The following is a 17,311-nucleotide window of genomic DNA, read 5'->3' on the forward strand; positions in this document are numbered from 1 at the left end:
GCTCGGCCTGCATCTCCCCGTGGTGGGCCAGCACATAGAGTGTGCCAAGATGGACGCTCACGGATCGCCGCGGCGATCGAAGCGGGCCGTCTGCGGACAGCTTCACTGGTGGAAAGGCCGCTGTCGGCTTCGGGACGCGATGTGCAGGTTCGCAGGGCGCTGACTTGTTCACGGCCTCGGGCGCCGAGACGGCCCTTCCACCATCCTCCCGACCTGCCGTGCTATCACGACAGAAGCGTCTCGCGTTCGCGCCGCGAGCCCGCCATGCGAGCCTTGGCGGCTGCGATGGCGGCATCCGGGGCCGAGTGGGGGGAGCCGGCATCGAAGGGGGGAGCGGGGTCGTATTCGAGCGAAAGCTGGATCGTTTCGGCCTCCTCACGGCCGAGAAGTTCGGCGACGACGGTGAGGCCGAAATCGATGCCCGAGGTCACGCCGCTGGCGGTGATGACCGACCCGTCCCGCACGACCCGTTCCGCGACCGTCGCATCGGCGCGGCGCACGAGCCCGTCTGACGGAAAGCCCTCACAGCCCTTTCGGCATCCAGCGCCGCCGTGTCCAGACGGCGAGCGCGGCGACGAACAGAACCGCGCCGGCCAAGCAGGCGAGAAGGCGATGGTGAAGGCGGAGCTGGCCGAAGGCCGCTTCGATGCCGTTGCCGAACCAGTATCCGGCCGAGACGAAGACCAGCGCCCAGGTCGCGGCGGCAAGCGCATTGATGAGGAGAAAGCGCGCGGTCGAAAGCTGCGTGGTTCCGATGGCGATCGGGCTCACCGTGCGAAAGCCGTAGATGAAGCGGAAGCCGAAGGTGAAGAGAAGTGGCCGCTTCTCGAAGGCGGCGAGAGCCTTGGCGAAGAAGGGACGCTGGCTGACGCGCCGCACGAAGCGCGCCTGACGGAAAAAGCGTCCGCACAGAAAGAAGATCTGGTCGGCCACGAAGGAGCCGAGGGCGACGGTGACGAGGGTCGGCCAGAAGCCGAGCGTGCCGCTATGGGCGATCACGCCCGCCAGGATCGCGACCGTCTCCCCTTCGAGGCCCGCCCCCAGGAAAATCGCGGGCAATCCATATTGGGCGACAAGGGTCTCGATCGTCATGCGTCCATCACCGGCTGGCGTGCGACCACGGCACGCAGACCCGGCAAGCCGCGCCGACCCAAAGGGTTCCATTGGGGGGTATGATGGATGGAGGGAGACCGTGAGGGACGCCTCGCCCCGCTTCGGCTGGCGGAGGGGCCGGGCACGGAGCCACCCGTCTGCTTTCCGCTGACATGGGGAAAGACGCCGAAGCCCTCGGAACCGGGGACGGAACCCTTCGGGCCGGTCCGCCAGTGCTTTTCGGTCCGCCTGCGCCTTCGCCCGGTCGGCATCGTTGGCGACGCTCGGGCCTCGCGCGGCATCGGCTCCACGCCCGGGCGAGCCACAAGTCTCGCCTGTCCTGACGGACTGCCCCGCGCAAACGCTCCCGACGAACAAGCGAACGGGGTTGAGCGAGGGGACGGAGGGACGATCGTGGGGCGATGCCGGAACGGATGCGCCGTGCCGAGCCCAGATGGTTCGGGACAGGAGGCGCGGGTCCCGACGGGGCTGTGCTTGCCGCACGGCCCCGCCGAATGCCCGATCAGTTGCCGTCGGTGAACGTATAGGCGCAGATCTTGTTGCCGGCGGGATCGCGCAGATAAGCGGCATAGGCGCCCGGAAGATGGCCGCGCGGACCGGGCGCGCCTTCGTCCGTGCCGCCCGCGCCCAGCCCGGCGCTGTGGAAGGCGTCCACTTCTGCCGTGGTCTTGGCCGCGAAGCCGATCGTCACGCCGTTGCTGGTCGGCGCATTGCCATTCCCAGGCTTGGCGACGATGAAGGCCGGCTTGTCCCGGCCATAGAGCACCCAGCCGTTGCCGAAGGGTCCGAGATTGTTGACGCCGAGCGCGCCCAGCGCGGCGTCGTAGAACGCGGTCGAGGTCGCGACATCGGTTGCGCCGATCATCACATGCGAAAAGACGTCGTTTCCAGAAATCACGGCCATCGCTTTTTCTCCCATTCGGAACGCGGCCGCGCAGACGCGCCGTGCCCCTGTGAACCCATTCCGGCGTCATAAGGCCGGGCGCTCGATCCACCGCGCTCAGCGGAGGGCGGATCGATGCGCGACTGTGACCCCGGTTTGCGCCGGGAGACAGCACGGACCCGCCATGGAAAGGCGATGAATGCGTCATGGGGCGAAGAGAGTGGCGAAGGCTGGCCGGAGCTTCGGGTGGCGAGGGCGCGTGACGGCCGGCTCGCCGCAGCCTCGCGCGCCCGCCGATACCCGGCGGACGCGCGTCGTCATCGGGCCGTGTCAGCGGGCGCGGGGGCCGAGCAGGTGCAGCGGGGTGCGATAGGTCTCGCGCGCCGTGAAGGCCGAGATCGCCGCGATCACCGAGGTGATGGTGACGAAAATGGCCACGGGATGCCAGCCGGTCGGTCCCGTGCCCTGGATGGCGGCGGCGATGGTGGGCGCGAAGCCGCCGAGTGCGAAGCCGATCTGCGTGCCGATCGCCATGCCCGACAGGCGCACCCGCGTGTCGAACATCTCGCCATAAAGCGAGGGCCAGACGCCGTTGGCCGCCGAATAGACGACGCCCAGAAGCAGGATGCCGAAGACGAACATCAAGGTGACGTCGCCCGAGGAGACCGCCCAGAACATCGGCCAGACGGTGGCGGCCGAGCCGAGCGCGCCGAAGATGAAGACGGGGCGGCGGCCGATCCGGTCGGCCAGGATGGCCCAGAGCGGAATGGCGGCGAGCGCCACGAGATTGGCCGAGATCAGGACGAGCAGCGTGGTGGCCTGCGGAATCTTCGCCTCGCGCACGGCATAGGCCAGAACGTAGTTCGCGCCGATCGTGCTGACCACCGAAACGAGCGCGGCGAAGACGACGCGCAGGACATCGCGCCATTGCTCGCGGAACAGCGTGACGACGGGCGCGCGCTCCGTCTTGTTCTCCTCGCTCTCGAAGGCCGGGGTTTCGGGCAGGGTGCGGCGAACCCAGAAGCCGACCGCGACCACGAGGGCGCTCAGAAAGAACGGGACGCGCCAGCCCCAGGAGAGAAGCTGGTCCTCCGGCAGGGCGGTGATCGGCAGGAATACGAGATTGGCGAGGATCAGCCCGGCCTGCGTGCCCGACAGGGTGAAGCTGGAGAAGAAGGCGCGCCGATGCGCCGGCGCGTGTTCCAGCGTCATGGAATTGGCGCCCGCCTGCTCGCCGGCGGCCGAGATGCCTTGAAGCAGGCGTGCCACGACCAGCATGGCCGGAGCCCAGATGCCGGCCTGCGCGTAGGTCGGCAGGCAGCCGATGATGAAGGTCGAGAAGCCCATGAGGAGAAGCGTGAAGGTCAGAACCTTCTTGCGGCCGAACTTGTCGCCGACATGGCCGAGCACGACCGCCCCGATCGGGCGCGTGATATAGGCGACGCCGAAGGTCGCGAAGGACAGCATCAGCGCCGCCTGCGGGTTTTCAGACGAGAAGAAGAGCTTGGGAAAGATCAAGGACGCGGCCGCGCCGTAGATGAAGAAGTCGTAGTATTCGACGGCGCTGCCGATCCAGCTGGCGAGCGCCGCCTTGCGGGGGGCCTGCATCTCGTGCGGATGCGCCCCGGCTGTGGCCGATCGCGCCGAGCTTGATCGCACCGAGCTTGCCTCAGATATCATGGTTGTTCCTCCTCTCGGTGGTGTGTCGGACCCGGCCCGTGGCTCTCCCAGCCTGACGGGGCGCGGGACGTGATGTCAGCTGGCGCTGGTCATCTCGGTGAAGTGGCGGCGCATCCGCTCGGCGTCGGGGTCAAGGCCGGTGAAGAGCCGGAAGGCTTCCACCGCCTGAAACACCGCCATGCCGCCGCCGTCGAGCGTTTGGCAGCCGAGCGCGCGCGCCGTGCGTAGAAGCTCGGTTTCGAGTGGGAAATAGACGATTTCCGCCACCCAGAGGCCGGAATGCAGCCAGGCAGCCGGCAGCGGCAGACCCGGCAGCTTGTCCATGCCGGTGGGCGTGCAATGGGTGAGGCCGGTGGCAGCGGCCAGATCGGCCTGAAGATCACCGGCCGCGCGGGCGCGGCCCGCGCCGAAGCGCTCGCAGAGCGAAGCGGCGAGGTCTTGCGCGCGGCTGGGCTCCACATCGGAGAGGATCAGCTCGCCCGTGCCCAGCGTCAGCAACGCATGGGCCACCGCCGCGCCCGCGCCGCCCGCGCCGAGCTGCACCACGCGCGTCATCGCCGCGCCGGGCAGGCCGCGCCGGAAGCCTTCGGCAAAGCCCCACCAGTCGGTGTTGTGGCCGACGCGCCGGCCCTCGCGAAGCACCACCGTGTTCACCGCGCCGAGCGCGCGCGCGTCGTCCGACAATTCGTCGAGATGGGGGATCACGGCCTGTTTGGCGGGATAGGTGATGTTGAGCCCGGCAAAGCCCATGCGCTCGGCCGCCGTCAGAAGCTCGGGCAGCGCCTCGACGCCGAGGCCGAGCGGCATCAGGTCGATCTTCTGATAAAGGACGCGCAACCCTTGCGCATCGCCCTCGCGCTCATGCATGGCCGGGGTGAGCGAGCGCTGAATGCCCGCGCCGATCAGGCCGGCCAGAACCGAACGCCCGCGCTCTGGCCCGGCGTCCTGCGTGTTCGCGTGTGACCGCTCCTGCACCAGCAGAGCCATCCGCGCCTCCCAAATGTCTCGAAAAAGGCCACGCTCCCACGGGCATGGTGCAAAATTTGTACGAACTGGTACGTTCGTGTCAAGAGCCGACGAAGGAATTGCTGTTCAGCCCTCGCCCCGGATCGTCGCGGCCACCGCGCGCAGCTCCTCCAGAAGGATCGCGGCGGAGGGCGAGGGGGCGATGCCGGCGCGCAGCGTAATGCCGACCGGCCCCTGCGTTTCCCGCGTTCCGAGGGCGAGGCGCTTGAGGGTGCCGGCGGTGAGGTCGTCCAGGACGACCCCTTCCGAAATCGCCCAGATTGCATCGCTCGTCTGGACATAGGTGCGCGAGAAGGCGAGCGACACGGTTTCGATCACGCGCGGCGGCGCGGGCAGGTTGGCGGCGGTGAAGAGCCGGTCGAGCACCGGGTGGATCACCGATCCGGGCGGGGGCAGGAGGCATTCATAGGCCGCGAGATCGCCGGGCTCGAACGGCTTGTCCGCCAGCGGGTGGCCGGCGCGCACCACGAAGACGATCGGCTCGGAATAGAGATGCTCGAAGACGAAGCCGGTCATCGCGTCGGGCTCGCCCATGCGCCCGATCACGATGTCGAGCCCGCCCTCGCGCAGCTGGCCGGCGAGATAGTCGTTCGGCCCCGTGACGATGCGCGGCACCGCGCCGAGCGAATGGGTCATGTAGCGCCGGATCGCCTCGGGCAGGAGCCGCGCCGACACGGTCGGCAGCGCGCCGACGCGCACGGGTAGGGCGCTGGGCGAGGCCGCCCCCTCCACCTCTTCGACGCCCCGCCGCAGCGCCGCGAGGCTGGCTTCCGCATGGCGCAGGAAGAGTTCGCCATAGGGCGAGAGAAACGCCCCGCCGCGCGAGCGCGACAGAAGATCGACGCCCAGAATCGCCTCGAGCTCCTTGATCGTCTTGGACACGGCCGGCTGCGTCACCGAAAGTTCGGCCGCCGCGCGCATCACGCCGCCCTGCCGCGCAACCGTGACGAAGGTTCGGAGATGTCGCAGGCGAACGGCGGAGAGGGACATCGGCATAACCTCTGAGTTATCGCTGTCGCACCAATCATCATTTTACATAAGCGATCAAGCGTCCTAGCTCTCACGTCATGTCTGGGGAGGACACGGATGGCCTTCATCACCGCCAATGGCATCGCGATCCATGCCGAGGTCGAAGGGCGCGCGGGCGCGCCTCGTCTCGTGTTTCTGAATTCGCTGGGGTCGGATCGCCGCATCTGGGGCGAGACGGTCGCGCGGCTTGCCTCACGGTTTCAAATCCTGACCTTCGACCAGCGCGGCCACGGCCTGTCCGAGACCGGGGCCGAGCCCATCACCATCCCGCTTCTGGCCGAGGACGTGACCGCGCTTCTGGACGCGCTCGGCTGGAGCCGCGCTTCGCTCGTCGGCCTCTCGATCGGCGGTCTGATCGCGCAGCACCTTGCCATCCACCATCCCGAGCGCATCGAGCGGCTCGTGCTTCTCGACACGGCGGCGCGCATCGGCTCGGCGGAGTCCTGGAACGCGCGCATCGCCGCGGTGCGCGGCGAGGGGCTCAAGTCCATTTCGGAAACCGTCCTGCGCGGCTGGGTGTCGGAGGGTTTTCCCGCCGCGCAGGCCGCCCGGTTCGCGGCATGGCGGCGCATGTTCGAGGCGACGCCGGCGGAGGGCTATGTCGGGGCCTGCGAGGCGCTGCGCGAGGCCGATTACACCGATCTCGTCGCCACCATCCGCGCGCCGACCCTGGCGCTGGCGGGAGACGGCGACCGCGCCACCACGCCCGACCTCGTGCGCGCCACGGCCGAGCGCATTCCCGGCGCGCGTTTCGAGGTGATCGCGGGTGCTGGACATCTGCCCTGTCTGGAGCGGCCCGAGGACCTTGCGGCGCTCATCGCCGCCCATGTCATGCCGAGCGAGGACGGGCAGACGAGCCGCTTCGAGGCGGGCATGAGCGTGCGCCGCGCCGTCTTGGGCGAGGCGCATGTGAACCGCGCGACGGCCGCCATCACGCCCTTCGACGCAGCCTTCCAGCGCTTCATCACGGAAGGGGCCTGGGGCTCGGTCTGGGCGCGCAGCCATTTCACGCGGCGCGAGCGCTCCATCGTCACCATCGCGCTTCTGGCCGCGCTGGGGCAGGATGACGAGGTCGCCATGCATGTGCGCGCCACCGCCAACACGGGCGCGAGCCCGGAGGATGTGGCCGAGGCGCTCCTGCATGTCGCCGTCTATGCCGGCGTTCCGGCGGCCAATCACGCGATCAAGATCGCCAAGACGACATTCACCGAGATGACATGGACCGAGCGGGAGGGCGCGGCACGATGAGCGGTTCCTATTTTCAGCGTGACCGGGACTGGCATCCGCCGGCCCTGACGCCCGGGTACAAGACCTCGATCCTGCGCAGCCCGCGCAACGCGCCTCTCTCCCTGCCGACGACGCTTTCGGAGGAAACCGGGCCGGTCTTCGGGCACGATCTCATCGGCGCGCTCGACAACGACCTGATCCGCAATTTCAGCCGAGACGGCGGCGAGGCCATCGGTCAGCGCATCGTGGTCTATGGCCGCGTCTTGGACGAGAACGCCCGGCCGGTACCCGGCGCGCTGGTGGAGTTCTGGCAGGCCAATGCCGGCGGGCGCTATCGCCACAAGAAGGAAAGCTATCTCGCCGCGATCGACCCGAATTTCGGCGGCTGCGGGCGCGCGGTCACCGATGCCGAAGGGCGCTATTCCTTTCGCACGGTGAAGCCCGGCGCCTACCCTTGGCCGAACGGCGTCAACGACTGGCGGCCGGCCCATATCCATTTCTCGGTGTTCGGCCACGCCTTCGCGCAGCGCCTGATCACCCAGATGTATTTCGAGGGCGATCCGATGATCTGGCAATGCCCGATCGTCAAGACGATCCCCGACCGGGCCGCGATCGAACAGCTCGTCGCCGCGCTCGACCGCAATGCCACGATCCCGATGGACAGTCTGGCCTATAAGTTCGACATCGTGCTGCGCGGCCGCCGCTCCACCATGTTCGAAAACCGGATGGAGGGGAACTGATGGCCCAGCGCCTCGACTACCTCAAAGAGTCGCCCTCGCAGACGGCCGGCCCCTATGTCCATATCGGCACCAACCCGAACTGGGTGGAGATCACGGGCGTCTGGAAAGACGATCTCGGCCTCGTCATCGTTGGGCCGGACACGAAAGGCGAGCGCGTCATTCTGGAGGGTCAGGTCACGGATGGCGCGGGCTCGCCGGTGCGCGACGCCCTCGTCGAGATCTGGCAGGCGGATGCGCAAGGCTTCCACAATTCGCCAGCGGAGACGCGCGGCCAGGCCGACCCCGCCTTTGCCGGCTGGGCGCGCCAGCCCCTGTCCGAGACGGACGGCACGTTCCGCTTCGAGACGATCCGGCCGGGCCGCGTGCCCTATCCCGATGGCCGGCTCCAGGCGCCGCATGTCACGGTCTGGATCGTCGCGCGCGGCATCAATCTCGGCCTCCACACGCGGCTCTATTTCGGCGACGAGGTGGAGGCCAACGCGGCCGATCCGCTCTTGAACCGCATTCCCGAACCGGCCCGGCGCGCGACCCTGATCGCGCCGCGCACGGAGAGGGATGGCCTGCCCGTCTTCCGCTTCGACATCCGCCTTCAGGGCGAGAACGAAACCGTCTTCCTGGATATGTGATCTCATGGACAAGAGCCTTTCCAGCCTCAGCGAGGCGGTCTCCGGCATCGAGGACGGGGCGACCGTCATGATCGGCGGCTTCGGCGGCTCGGGCGCGCCGATCGAGCTGATCCACGCGCTGATCGACCGGTTTCTCGCGACCGGCTCGCCGAAGAATCTCACCATCGTCAACAACAATGCCGGCAACGGCCATGTCGGCCTCGCCGCCCTGATTGAGCAGGGCATGGTGAAGAAGCTCATCTGCTCCTTCCCCCGCTCGGCCGACCCGCGCGTCTTCACCGAGAAATATCTCGCCGGCGAGATCGAGCTGGAACTGGTGCCGCAGGGCACGCTCGCCGAGCGCATTCGGGCAGGGGGCGCGGGCATTCCCGCCTTCTACACGCCGACCAGCTACGGCACGGATCTGGCCAAGGGAAAGCCGGTGGAGGAGTTCGACGGCCGGCCTTACGTGCGCGAGCGCTGGCTGAAGGCCGATGTGGCCCTCATCAAGGCGCATAAGGGCGACCGGCTCGGCAACCTCACCTTCAACAAGGCGGCGCGCAACTTCAACCCGCTGATGGCGATGGCCGCCGCCACCACGATCGTTCAGGTGTCGGAGATCGTCGAGCCCGGCGCGATCGATCCCGAAAGCGTGGTGACACCCGGCATCTTCGTGCAAGGGCTGGTGGAGGTCGCGAGCCCCGCTCAGGAAGAAGAGCTGAACCGCGCGAACGCGGTCTACCCTGCGAGGGCGGCATGAGCACCAAACTCACCTCCACCCAGATCGCCTGGCGCGCCGCGCAGGACATTGCCGACGGGGCCTATGTCAATCTCGGCATCGGCTTTCCCGAAATGGTGGCGAAGTTCCAGCCGCCCGGCCGCGAGGCGATCTTCCACACCGAGAACGGCATTCTGGGCTTCGGCGAAGCGCCAGCGGCCGGCGAGGAAGACTGGGACCTGATCAATGCCGGCAAGAAGGCCGTCACGATCAAGCCCGGCACGGCCTTCTTCCACCATGCGGATAGCTTCGCCATGGTGCGCGGCGGGCATCTCGATGTCGCGATCCTCGGTGCCTACGAAGTCGCCGAAACCGGCGATCTCGCCAATTGGTCGACCGGGCCGAAGGGCGTACCGGCGGTGGGCGGGGCGATGGATCTGGTGCATGGAGCCAAGCGCGTCGCGGTCATCACCGAACATGTCACCAAGGACGGCAAGCCCAAGCTGGTGAAGCGCTGCTCGCTGCCGCTGACGGGCGTGGCCTGCGTCACGCGCATCTATACGAGCCTTGCCGTGATCGACATCGAGAATGGGCATTTCGTCCTGCGCGAAAAGCTGCCCTCGCTCTCGCTGGACGAGCTTCAGGCCCTCACCGGCGCGGAGCTTCATCAGGACGGCCCCGTCTTCGACCTCATCGTGCCGGAGCTTTGACCATGCGCGACGCCTTTCTCTGCGCCTATCTCCGCACGCCCATCGGCCGCTTCGGCGGGGCGTTGTCCTCCGTGCGGGCCGACGATCTCGGCGCGGTGCCGCTCAAAGCCCTGATGGAGCGGCACGCCTCGCTCGATTGGGCGGCGGTGGACGACGTGATCTTCGGCTGCGCCAATCAGGCGGGCGAGGACAATCGCAATGTCGCGCGCATGAGCCTCCTGCTCGCGGGCCTGCCCGACAGCGTGCCGGGCACCACGATCAACCGCCTCTGCGGCTCGGGCATGGACGCGGTGATCCAGGCTGCGCGCGCGGTGAAGTCCGGCGAAGCCGAGCTGATCGTGGCGGGCGGCGTGGAGTCCATGAGCCGCGCGCCTTTCGTTATGCCCAAGGCCGAGACCGCCTTTTCGCGCCACGCGGAAATTCATGACACGACCATCGGCTGGCGTTTCGTCAACCCGCTGATGAAAGCGCAATACGGCGTGGATTCCATGCCCGAGACCGGCGAGAACGTCGCCGAAGACTTCCAGATCAGCCGGGAGGATCAGGACGCTTTCGCCGTCCGCTCGCAGAACAAGGCGGCGGAAGCGCAGGCCAATGGGCGGCTCGCCAAGGAAATCGTGCCCGTCACCATCCCGCAGCGCAAGGGCGATCCGAAAGTCGTGGAGGCCGACGAGCACCCGCGCGCCACCACCATCGAGACGCTGGCGAAGCTCCCGACGCCCTTCCGCAAGGGCGGCACGGTGACGGCCGGCAACGCGTCCGGCGTCAACGATGGCGCGGCGGCGCTGATCGTGGCTTCGGAAGAAGCCGCCAAGCGCCATGGTCTGACGCCCATCGCGCGTATTCTCGGCGGCGCGGCGGCGGGCGTGGCCCCGCGCATCATGGGCTTCGGCCCCGCGCCGGCCTCCAAGAAGCTCATGGCCCGGCTGGGGCTCATCGCAGCCGATTTCGACGTGATCGAACTCAACGAAGCCTTCGCCTCCCAAGGCCTCGCCACCCTGCGCGATCTTGGGCTCGCCGACGACGATGCGCGCGTGAACCCCAATGGCGGGGCTATCGCGCTCGGCCATCCGCTGGGCATGTCGGGCGCGCGCATCACCGGCACGGCGGCGCTGGAACTCCAACTGACGGGGAAGCGCCGCGCGCTCGCCACCATGTGCATCGGCGTCGGCCAGGGCATCGCGATCGCGCTGGAGCGGGTGTGATGCCCGCCCGCGCCTCGCTGGCCGCCTCGCTGATCGAGGACGCGGAGATTTCGGCGCTCGTCGGCGCGCAGGCCGAGATCGCGGCCATCCTGCGGTTCGAGGCGGCGCTGGCTCGGGCGGAGGCTGACATCGGCACCCTGTCGGAGGCCGCCGCCGAGACGATCGAAGACGCGATCAAGTCTTTCGCGCCCGATCTCACCGCCATCGGCCAAGGCATGGTGCGGGACGGCGTGCCCATTCCCGTTCTGGTGAAGGCGCTGCGGGCGGCCGTGGGCGAGCCCTATGGCGCTTTCGTCCATCGCGGCGCGACGAGCCAGGACGCCGTCGATACCGGCCTGATGCTGCGCATGAAGACGCTGCTTGGCCTCCTCTGCGACCGGCTGGATGCCATCCTCGCGGCGCTCCAAACCCTCGCGGATACGCAAGGTGCGACCCCGCTGATGGCGCAAACGCGCATGCAGGCCGCGCTGCCCTTCACCGCCGCCGACAAGCTCGCCACCTGGACGCGCCCGCTCGCGGAGCATCGCGCCCGACTTGCCGCGCTCGGGGACGCCCTGCCGATCCAGCTCGGCGGGCCGATCGGCCATGGCGCGAGCTTCGGCGCGCCCTACGAGGCGCTGCGCGCGGCGCTGGCCGCCCGCCTCGGCCTTCGCGACGCCGCGCCCTGGCACAGCGACCGCACGATCATTCTCGACATCGCGCAAGGCTTCGCCCTCGTCACCGGCACACTCGGCAAGATCGGGCAGGATTTGGCGCTGATGGCGCAGAACGAGATCGGCGCGGTGTCGCTGCCCGGCGGCGGCGCGTCCTCGGCCATGGCGCACAAGCAGAACCCGGTCGCGGCCGAAGTGCTCGTTTCGCTGGCGCGCCTCAATGCGGGGTATCTGGGCACGCTCGCCCAATCCCTGGTGCATGAGAACGAGCGCTCGGGCGCGGCCTGGACGCTGGAATGGCTGGTGCTGCCGGATATGGCGCAGGCGTCGGGCGCGGTGCTCAGCCATGCCTCCGTGCTGCTCGCCGGCCTGCGCTTTCAGCCGCGAACGGAGCCGTGATCGCGGCCGCTGCTCTGCCGGCTTGAGATCGCCCCTCTCTTCGCCCACCATCCGCGCCGAGCCCGCCTATCCGTTTCGTCCACCCGCCGACCCGCCGACCTGTTGGAGCCGTCTCATGAAGACCTCGATCGCCACCGTCTCCTTGTCCGGCGACCTGTCGGAAAAGCTCGCCGCCATCGCGCAGGCAGGCTTCGGCGCGGTCGAGATTTTCGAGAACGACTTTCTCGCCTTCGATTCCGGCCCGCGCGAGGTCGGGCGCATGGTGCGCGACGCCGGCCTCACCATCTCGCTGTTTCAGCCCTTCCGCGATTTCGAGGGCCTGCCCGAGCCCCAGCGCGCCAAAGCCTTCGAACGCGCGCGGCGCAAGTTCGAGACGATGAACGAGCTGGGCACCGACCTCATTCTCATCTGCTCCTCCGTGTCGCCCTTGGCGCAAGGCGGCATCGACCGGGCGGCGGACGATCTGCGCGAACTCGGCGACATCGCCAAGGCCGCCGGCGTGCGCGTCGGCTACGAGGCGCTGGCCTGGGGCCGCTTCGTCAACGACCATCGCGACGCCTGGGAGATCGTGCGCCGCGCCGACCACCCGCATATCGGCCTCATCCTCGACAGTTTCCACACGCTCTCGCGCGGGCTCGACCCCGCCTCGATCCGCTCCATCCCCAAGGACAAAATCTTCATCGTCCAGATGGCGGACGCGCCGAAGCTCGATCTCGATCTTCTCTCCTGGAGCCGGCACTATCGCAACATGCCGGGGCAGGGCGATCTGCCGGTGGCCGACTTCATGGCCGCCGTCGAGGCCACGGGCTATGACGGCTATTACTCGCTGGAAATCTTCAACGACCAGTTCCGCGCCGGCTCGGCCCGCCAGACCGCCGTGGATGGCCGGCGCTCCCTGATCTACATGATGGACCGGCTCAAGGCGGAAGGGCGCGCGGTGAAAGGCCCGTCCGAGCCGAGCCCGCTGCCCCCGCCCGCCCAAACGGCGGGCGTCTCCTTCGTGGAATTCGCCGCCGACACGTTCTCGGCGCAGTCGCTGTCGAAGCTTCTCCAATCCATCGGCTTCGCCCATGCCGGCACGCATCGCTCCAAGGACGTGGAGCTTTACGCGCAAGGGAACTTGCGCGTCGTGATCAACACCGAGGTCGAGGGCTTCGCGCATTCGGCCTATGTGGTGCACGGCACCAGCGTCGCCGCGCTCGGCCTGCGGATGCGGGACGCGTCGGCGGCCTTTGCGCGCGCTAGAGGGCTGCTCGCCACGCCCTTCCGCCAGCCGGTCGGGCAGGGCGAGCTGGAGCTTCCCGCGATCCGGGGCGTCGGGGGGAGTCTTCTCTATCTGGTGCCGGAGGCCGAAGCGCTGGATCGCCAGTGGGAAACCGATTTCGACCTGAAGCCCGGTTGGAACCAGCATGCAGGCGCGGGCCTCAAGGCGGTGGATCACATCGCCCAGACCGTGCGCTTCGAGGACATCCTGTCCTGGACGCTGTTCTACCGCTCGATCTTCGACCTGAAGCCCTTGCCGGCGGTGGAAGTGCCCGATCCCGGCGGTCTGGTGCTGAGCCAGGTCATCGAGAATGCCGACGCCAGCCTTCGCATCGTGCTCAACGGCTCGCAATCGACCCGCACGCTCTCGTCCCGCTTCGTGTCGCAATTCGTCGGGCCGGGCGTCCAGCATATGGCGCTGAGCACCGACGACATCTTCGCCACCGCCACCGCCCTCGTCGCCAACGGCGTCTCTCTCCTGCCCATTCCGCGCAATTATTACGACGATCTCGACGCCAAGTTCGATCTCGCGCCCGACATGCTGGATGCCATGCGCCGCACCGGCATCCTCTATGACCGCGACGAGGCGGGCGATTATTTCCAGATCTATCTGAAAGCGCTGGATGGCGGCTTCTTCATCGAGATCGTCCAGCGCCGCGCCTATCGGGGCCTCGGCGCTGCCAACGCGCCCATTCGCCTCGCCACGCAGGCCCGCCAGACGCCGGTGACGATCCCCTTGCTATAAGCCCAACCCGGCAGGCCGCGCCGTTCCCTCCGTTGGAGGGGGCGGCTTCGGCGGATCGAAGGGGAGACGAACCAGGGATCATCGAAACGCCAAGAGCGCCTCCGCCGAACATCGGTTCGTTGGAGGCGCTCTCGTTTGTGCTTCTGTGAAAAGGCGAGCGCGAAAGCCGATCCGGCTTTCGCTGGAGAACCCTAGTGCAGGATTTCGCCGAGGAAGGCGCGCGCGCGCTCGTGGCGCGGGGCCTGGAAGAAAGCCTCCGGGCTGTTCTCCTCGATGATCTCGCCATCGGCCATAAAGATCACGCGGTCGGCCACCTGCCGGGCGAAGCCCATCTCGTGCGTCACGCAGATCATGGTCATGCCGTCGCGGGCAAGACCCACCATCGTGTCCAGCACTTCCTTCACCATCTCGGGGTCGAGCGCGGAGGTCGGTTCGTCGAAGAGCATGGCGATCGGCTCCATGCAGAGCGCGCGGGCAATCGCCACGCGCTGCTGCTGGCCGCCCGAAAGCTGGGCGGGATATTTGTCGGCCTGATTGCCGATCCGCACGCGCTCCAGAAAGCGCCGCGCGGTGGCCTCGGCCTCCTCGCGCTTGGTGCCACGCACGCGCATCGGGGCGAGCATGCAGTTTTCCAGAACCGTCATATGCGGGAAGAGGTTGAACTGCTGGAACACCATGCCGACCTCGCGGCGCACGATGTCGATGGACTTCTGCCCGTCGCTGAGCTCCGTGCCATCCACCACGATCCGGCCCGACTTGATCGGCTCCAGATGGTTGATGCAGCGGATGAGCGTCGATTTGCCCGAGCCCGACGGCCCGCACAGGACGATCTTCTCGCCGCGCTTGACCGTCAGGTTCACGTTCTTGAGGGCGTGGAAGGAGCCGTAATACTTCTCCACGTTGTCCATGCGGATCAGAATGTCGTCGCTGGTAGCGGTCATCGGTTCCTCCCGTGCCCGGCGTGCGCCGTTTCGGGCGCGCGCACGGGGATGTCTTTACTGGCTGACGGTGAAGCTGACGCCGTCGATCGTCGCCGGCAGGTCGGTCACCGGCACCTGGAGCCATTCGGCATAGGAGGCCTTGTAGCCCTCGCTGCCGATATAGCTCTTCAGGAAGTCGTTGAGCGCCGCGTTCCAGTCGCGCTCGCCCTGACGCGTCGCGACGCCCTGATACAGCTGGCCGATCGGGAACTTGTTCTCGTAGGTGCCGGGCGAGGCCTTCTCGAGGCGCTGGATATAGAACTGGTTGGAGCCGACCGCCTGCACCTGACCCGACAGAAGCGCCTGGATATTGGCGGCGTCGTCGTCGAAGCGGCGGATATCGGCTTTCGGCGCTTCCTTGGTGAGGATCGTGTCCATGGGTGCGGAGCGCGGCACGCCGACGCTGACGCCGGCGAGCGAGGCGGCATCGGGCAGCTTCGCGCTCTTGGCGGCCGTCACGTAGAGCGTGTTGGCGGCATAGGGGTGACTGAACTGCACGGATTTGGCGCGCTCGGCCGTGATGCCGACGGAGGCGATCAGCATGTCCACGCGGTTGGCGGTGAGCGCGGGAATGCGGTTGGCGACCGCGAGCGGCACGAACTCGGCTTCCAGCCCGAGGCTCTTGGCGAAGGCGCGGCCCACCGCCGCGTCGAAGCCCTGCGCTTCGCCCGTGGTGGACAGGCAGCCCCAAGGGCAATTGTCGGCCTGGATGCCGATGCGCACCTTGCCGGCGGCCTTGGCCTCATCCAGCGTCATGGCGCCGGCAGGCAGGGCGGCGGCGATCAGCGCGACAGCGGCTAGGCCGAGACCGAGCGTGCGGGTGAGCGTCTTCATCGTGATGTTCCTCCTCTTTTATTCTCAAGCAGTTCGGCGACCGCGCGCCGCCTCTTAACGGGCGGCCTGCGCGAGCCGGCGCTCCATCCGGCTGCCCCAGAGCGACAGGGGCCAGCACATCAGGAAATACAGGACACCGACGATCCCGAAGACGAGAAGCGGCCGGAAGGTCTGGTTGGAGACGATCTGCCCGGCGCGCGAAAGCTCGATGAAGCCGACAATGGCGGCGAGCGAGGTGCCCTTGAGAAGCTGCACCAGGAAGCCGATCGTCGCTGGCAGCGACAGGCGAAAGGCCTGCGGCAGGATCACGTCGCGCATGAGGCTGCGATATTTGAGGCCGAGCGCATGGGCCGCCTCGCTCTGGCCGAGCGGCACCGCCTCGATGGCCCCGCGCCAGATTTCGCCCAGGAACGCCGATGCATGGGCGGTGAGGGCCACCGCCACCGCCAGCCACGGGTCCACGTTGAGCCCGAAAAGCGGCAGGCCAAAGAATACCACGAACAGCTGCATCAGGAGCGGCGTGCCCTGAAACACCACGATCCAGGCCTTGGCGGGCCAGCGCAGGGCGCGGTGCTTCGACACGCGCGCCAGCGCCACCACGAGGCCGAACAGGATGCCGCCGACGAAGCCGAACGCGGTGAGGATCAGCGTCCAGCCGAGGCCGCGCAGGAGAAAGAGGATTTCCGGAAGGCCGATCGTGCTCGTTCCCATATCCCGCGCCTCACTTCGTCGGATAGTTGAAGGACAGACGCGCGATGGCGGCAAGACCCGTCATCAGGAGCCAGGACAAGACGAGATAGATGCCCGTGATCGTGAAATAGACCTCGAAGGAGCGGAACGTGTCGCCGTCGATGCGCTGGGCGACGCTGGTCAGCTCGAAGGCCGAGATCGAGGTCGCGATCGAGGTCATCAGCGTAAGCAGCACGAATTGGCTGGCGAGCGAGGGGAAGATCGCGCGCAGCGCCGGCTTCAGGATGATGAGCCGGAAGATGTCGGCGCGCGACAGGCCGAGCGCGAAGCCCGCCTCGCTCTGGCCCTTGGGAATGCTCTCGACGCCGCCGCGAATGATCTCGATCGCATAGGCTCCGCCATTCAGGCCGAGCGCCAGGATCGCTGTCGTCGTGGGGTCGAGCCGCACACCCGCCAGGGGCAGCGCGAAGAAGATAAAGAAGATCTGAACGAGGAACGGCGTGTTGCGCACCAGTTCCACGAAGGCGATCACCAGACCCGCGCCGATGCGCGAGTTGGATCGGCGCACGGCAACGCCGGCGACGCCGATGATCATGGCGAGGATCATGCCGCAGAGCGCGAGCCAGAGGGTGCCGAGCGTGCCCCAGGCGAGCTCCGGCCAACGCGCCAGGACGGCGCCGAAGTCGAGTTCGACGTTCAAGCCTGTTCTCCCATCGAGCCGTCCCCATGTCTCTCCCGGACAGCCCTATGCCAAGCCATCGCAAGAGCGTCCCCGAACGTCAAATACCGATTTCGTAATCCACGGAACATC

General features: G+C 67.9%; 18 protein-coding genes. 8 read left to right on the forward strand and 10 right to left on the reverse strand.

What is annotated here, in order from left to right:
- Positions 1–224: 224 nt before the first annotated feature.
- From AUL28_RS17805 to pcaQ, 6 genes are all read right to left on the reverse strand, one after another.
- Entirely contained in the window at positions 225–500 is a 276-nt protein-coding gene (locus AUL28_RS17805; RefSeq protein ID WP_082640551.1) for a hypothetical protein, read from the reverse strand.
- 22 nt (positions 501–522) lie between these two features.
- Positions 523–1,092 carry a DedA family protein gene (locus AUL28_RS17810; protein ID WP_062235220.1) on the reverse strand — a complete coding sequence of 190 codons (570 nt, stop codon included), beginning with the start codon at positions 1,090–1,092 and terminating at the stop codon, positions 523–525.
- Positions 1,093–1,615: 523 nt separating this feature from the next.
- Positions 1,616–2,017: a VOC family protein gene (locus AUL28_RS17815; protein ID WP_062235222.1), complete on the reverse strand. Its 402-nt coding sequence runs from the start codon at positions 2,015–2,017 to the stop codon at positions 1,616–1,618.
- Between the two features lie 309 nt (positions 2,018–2,326).
- The gene (locus tag AUL28_RS17820; RefSeq protein ID WP_058601782.1) at positions 2,327–3,604 is read right to left on the reverse strand and encodes an MFS transporter; all 1,278 of its coding nucleotides are present in this window, start codon (positions 3,602–3,604) and stop codon (positions 2,327–2,329) included.
- 147 nt (positions 3,605–3,751) lie between these two features.
- Positions 3,752–4,663 (reverse strand): shikimate dehydrogenase, encoded by a 912-nt coding sequence (locus AUL28_RS17825; RefSeq protein ID WP_082640552.1) that lies wholly within the window; start codon positions 4,661–4,663, stop codon positions 3,752–3,754.
- A gap of 105 nt (positions 4,664–4,768) precedes the next feature.
- Positions 4,769–5,692 carry a pca operon transcription factor PcaQ gene (gene pcaQ / locus AUL28_RS17830; protein WP_062235294.1) on the reverse strand — a complete coding sequence of 308 codons (924 nt, stop codon included), beginning with the start codon at positions 5,690–5,692 and terminating at the stop codon, positions 4,769–4,771.
- Positions 5,693–5,788: 96 nt separating this feature from the next.
- Between pcaQ and pcaDC the strand changes: the two genes are divergently transcribed.
- From pcaDC to AUL28_RS17870, 8 genes are all read left to right on the forward strand, one after another.
- A complete protein-coding gene (gene pcaDC / locus AUL28_RS17835) occupies positions 5,789–6,979 on the forward strand; it encodes a bifunctional 3-oxoadipate enol-lactonase/4-carboxymuconolactone decarboxylase PcaDC (protein ID WP_062235224.1) in 1,191 nt (396 codons plus the stop codon).
- A complete protein-coding gene (gene pcaH / locus AUL28_RS17840; RefSeq protein WP_192843491.1) occupies positions 6,976–7,698 on the forward strand; it encodes a protocatechuate 3,4-dioxygenase subunit beta in 723 nt (240 codons plus the stop codon). The genes pcaDC and pcaH overlap by 4 nt, the downstream gene beginning before the upstream one ends.
- Positions 7,698–8,324: a protocatechuate 3,4-dioxygenase subunit alpha gene (gene pcaG / locus AUL28_RS17845; RefSeq protein ID WP_062235230.1), complete on the forward strand. Its 627-nt coding sequence runs from the start codon at positions 7,698–7,700 to the stop codon at positions 8,322–8,324. The genes pcaH and pcaG overlap by 1 nt, the downstream gene beginning before the upstream one ends.
- A 4-nt stretch (positions 8,325–8,328) precedes the next feature.
- Positions 8,329–9,063: a 3-oxoacid CoA-transferase subunit A gene (locus AUL28_RS17850; protein WP_062235231.1), complete on the forward strand. Its 735-nt coding sequence runs from the start codon at positions 8,329–8,331 to the stop codon at positions 9,061–9,063.
- On the forward strand, positions 9,060–9,731 hold the full coding sequence (locus AUL28_RS17855) for a 3-oxoacid CoA-transferase subunit B (RefSeq protein ID WP_062235234.1): 672 nt from the start codon (positions 9,060–9,062) through the stop codon (positions 9,729–9,731). Before AUL28_RS17850 ends, AUL28_RS17855 begins: the two co-directional genes overlap by 4 nt.
- A 2-nt stretch (positions 9,732–9,733) precedes the next feature.
- Complete coding sequence (gene pcaF, locus AUL28_RS17860; RefSeq protein ID WP_062235235.1) at positions 9,734–10,936, forward strand: 3-oxoadipyl-CoA thiolase; 1,203 nt, start codon at positions 9,734–9,736, stop codon at positions 10,934–10,936.
- Positions 10,936–11,988 (forward strand): 3-carboxy-cis,cis-muconate cycloisomerase, encoded by a 1,053-nt coding sequence (locus AUL28_RS17865; RefSeq protein WP_062235238.1) that lies wholly within the window; start codon positions 10,936–10,938, stop codon positions 11,986–11,988. Before pcaF ends, AUL28_RS17865 begins: the two co-directional genes overlap by 1 nt.
- A 115-nt stretch (positions 11,989–12,103) precedes the next feature.
- Positions 12,104–13,996 carry a bifunctional sugar phosphate isomerase/epimerase/4-hydroxyphenylpyruvate dioxygenase family protein gene (locus tag AUL28_RS17870; RefSeq protein ID WP_062235242.1) on the forward strand — a complete coding sequence of 631 codons (1,893 nt, stop codon included), beginning with the start codon at positions 12,104–12,106 and terminating at the stop codon, positions 13,994–13,996.
- Positions 13,997–14,187: 191 nt separating this feature from the next.
- Here AUL28_RS17870 and AUL28_RS17875 read toward each other — a convergent pair whose 3' ends face one another.
- Genes AUL28_RS17875 through AUL28_RS17890 form a run of 4 tightly spaced genes read right to left on the reverse strand, consistent with a single transcriptional unit; the run spans position 14,188 to position 17,200 of the window.
- Positions 14,188–14,937, reverse strand: a complete 750-nt coding sequence (locus AUL28_RS17875) for an amino acid ABC transporter ATP-binding protein (protein ID WP_153005313.1) — start codon at positions 14,935–14,937, stop codon at positions 14,188–14,190.
- 54 nt (positions 14,938–14,991) lie between these two features.
- Positions 14,992–15,810: a transporter substrate-binding domain-containing protein gene (locus AUL28_RS17880; protein ID WP_062220972.1), complete on the reverse strand. Its 819-nt coding sequence runs from the start codon at positions 15,808–15,810 to the stop codon at positions 14,992–14,994.
- Positions 15,811–15,864: 54 nt separating this feature from the next.
- Complete coding sequence (locus AUL28_RS17885; RefSeq protein WP_062235245.1) at positions 15,865–16,521, reverse strand: amino acid ABC transporter permease; 657 nt, start codon at positions 16,519–16,521, stop codon at positions 15,865–15,867.
- A 10-nt stretch (positions 16,522–16,531) separates the two neighbouring features.
- The gene (locus AUL28_RS17890) at positions 16,532–17,200 is read right to left on the reverse strand and encodes an amino acid ABC transporter permease (protein ID WP_058601771.1); all 669 of its coding nucleotides are present in this window, start codon (positions 17,198–17,200) and stop codon (positions 16,532–16,534) included.
- Positions 17,201–17,311: the final 111 nt, after the last annotated feature.

Source organism: Aureimonas sp. N4 (genome assembly GCF_001463925.1).
Lineage (GTDB): Bacteria > Pseudomonadota > Alphaproteobacteria > Rhizobiales > Rhizobiaceae > Aureimonas > Aureimonas ureilytica_A.

What these genes read in the sequence shown, in the direction of transcription:
- AUL28_RS17875 (WP_153005313.1), bottom strand. Translation starts at nt 14,937, where the DNA reads ATGACCGCTACCAGCGACGACATTCTGATCCGCATGGACAACGTGGAG.
- AUL28_RS17885 (WP_062235245.1), bottom strand. Translation starts at nt 16,521, where the DNA reads ATGGGAACGAGCACGATCGGCCTTCCGGAAATCCTCTTTCTCCTGCGC.
- AUL28_RS17815 (WP_062235222.1), bottom strand. Translation starts at nt 2,017, where the DNA reads ATGGCCGTGATTTCTGGAAACGACGTCTTTTCGCATGTGATGATCGGC.
- pcaF (WP_062235235.1), top strand. Translation starts at nt 9,734, where the DNA reads ATGCGCGACGCCTTTCTCTGCGCCTATCTCCGCACGCCCATCGGCCGC.
- AUL28_RS17820 (WP_058601782.1), bottom strand. Translation starts at nt 3,604, where the DNA reads ATGCAGGCCCCCCGCAAGGCGGCGCTCGCCAGCTGGATCGGCAGCGCC.
- pcaQ (WP_062235294.1), bottom strand. Translation starts at nt 5,692, where the DNA reads ATGTCCCTCTCCGCCGTTCGCCTGCGACATCTCCGAACCTTCGTCACG.
- pcaDC (WP_062235224.1), top strand. Translation starts at nt 5,789, where the DNA reads ATGGCCTTCATCACCGCCAATGGCATCGCGATCCATGCCGAGGTCGAA.
- AUL28_RS17810 (WP_062235220.1), bottom strand. Translation starts at nt 1,092, where the DNA reads ATGACGATCGAGACCCTTGTCGCCCAATATGGATTGCCCGCGATTTTC.
- AUL28_RS17825 (WP_082640552.1), bottom strand. Translation starts at nt 4,663, where the DNA reads ATGGCTCTGCTGGTGCAGGAGCGGTCACACGCGAACACGCAGGACGCC.
- AUL28_RS17850 (WP_062235231.1), top strand. Translation starts at nt 8,329, where the DNA reads ATGGACAAGAGCCTTTCCAGCCTCAGCGAGGCGGTCTCCGGCATCGAG.
- AUL28_RS17870 (WP_062235242.1), top strand. Translation starts at nt 12,104, where the DNA reads ATGAAGACCTCGATCGCCACCGTCTCCTTGTCCGGCGACCTGTCGGAA.
- AUL28_RS17865 (WP_062235238.1), top strand. Translation starts at nt 10,936, where the DNA reads ATGCCCGCCCGCGCCTCGCTGGCCGCCTCGCTGATCGAGGACGCGGAG.
- AUL28_RS17855 (WP_062235234.1), top strand. Translation starts at nt 9,060, where the DNA reads ATGAGCACCAAACTCACCTCCACCCAGATCGCCTGGCGCGCCGCGCAG.
- pcaG (WP_062235230.1), top strand. Translation starts at nt 7,698, where the DNA reads ATGGCCCAGCGCCTCGACTACCTCAAAGAGTCGCCCTCGCAGACGGCC.
- pcaH (WP_192843491.1), top strand. Translation starts at nt 6,976, where the DNA reads ATGAGCGGTTCCTATTTTCAGCGTGACCGGGACTGGCATCCGCCGGCC.
- AUL28_RS17880 (WP_062220972.1), bottom strand. Translation starts at nt 15,810, where the DNA reads ATGAAGACGCTCACCCGCACGCTCGGTCTCGGCCTAGCCGCTGTCGCG.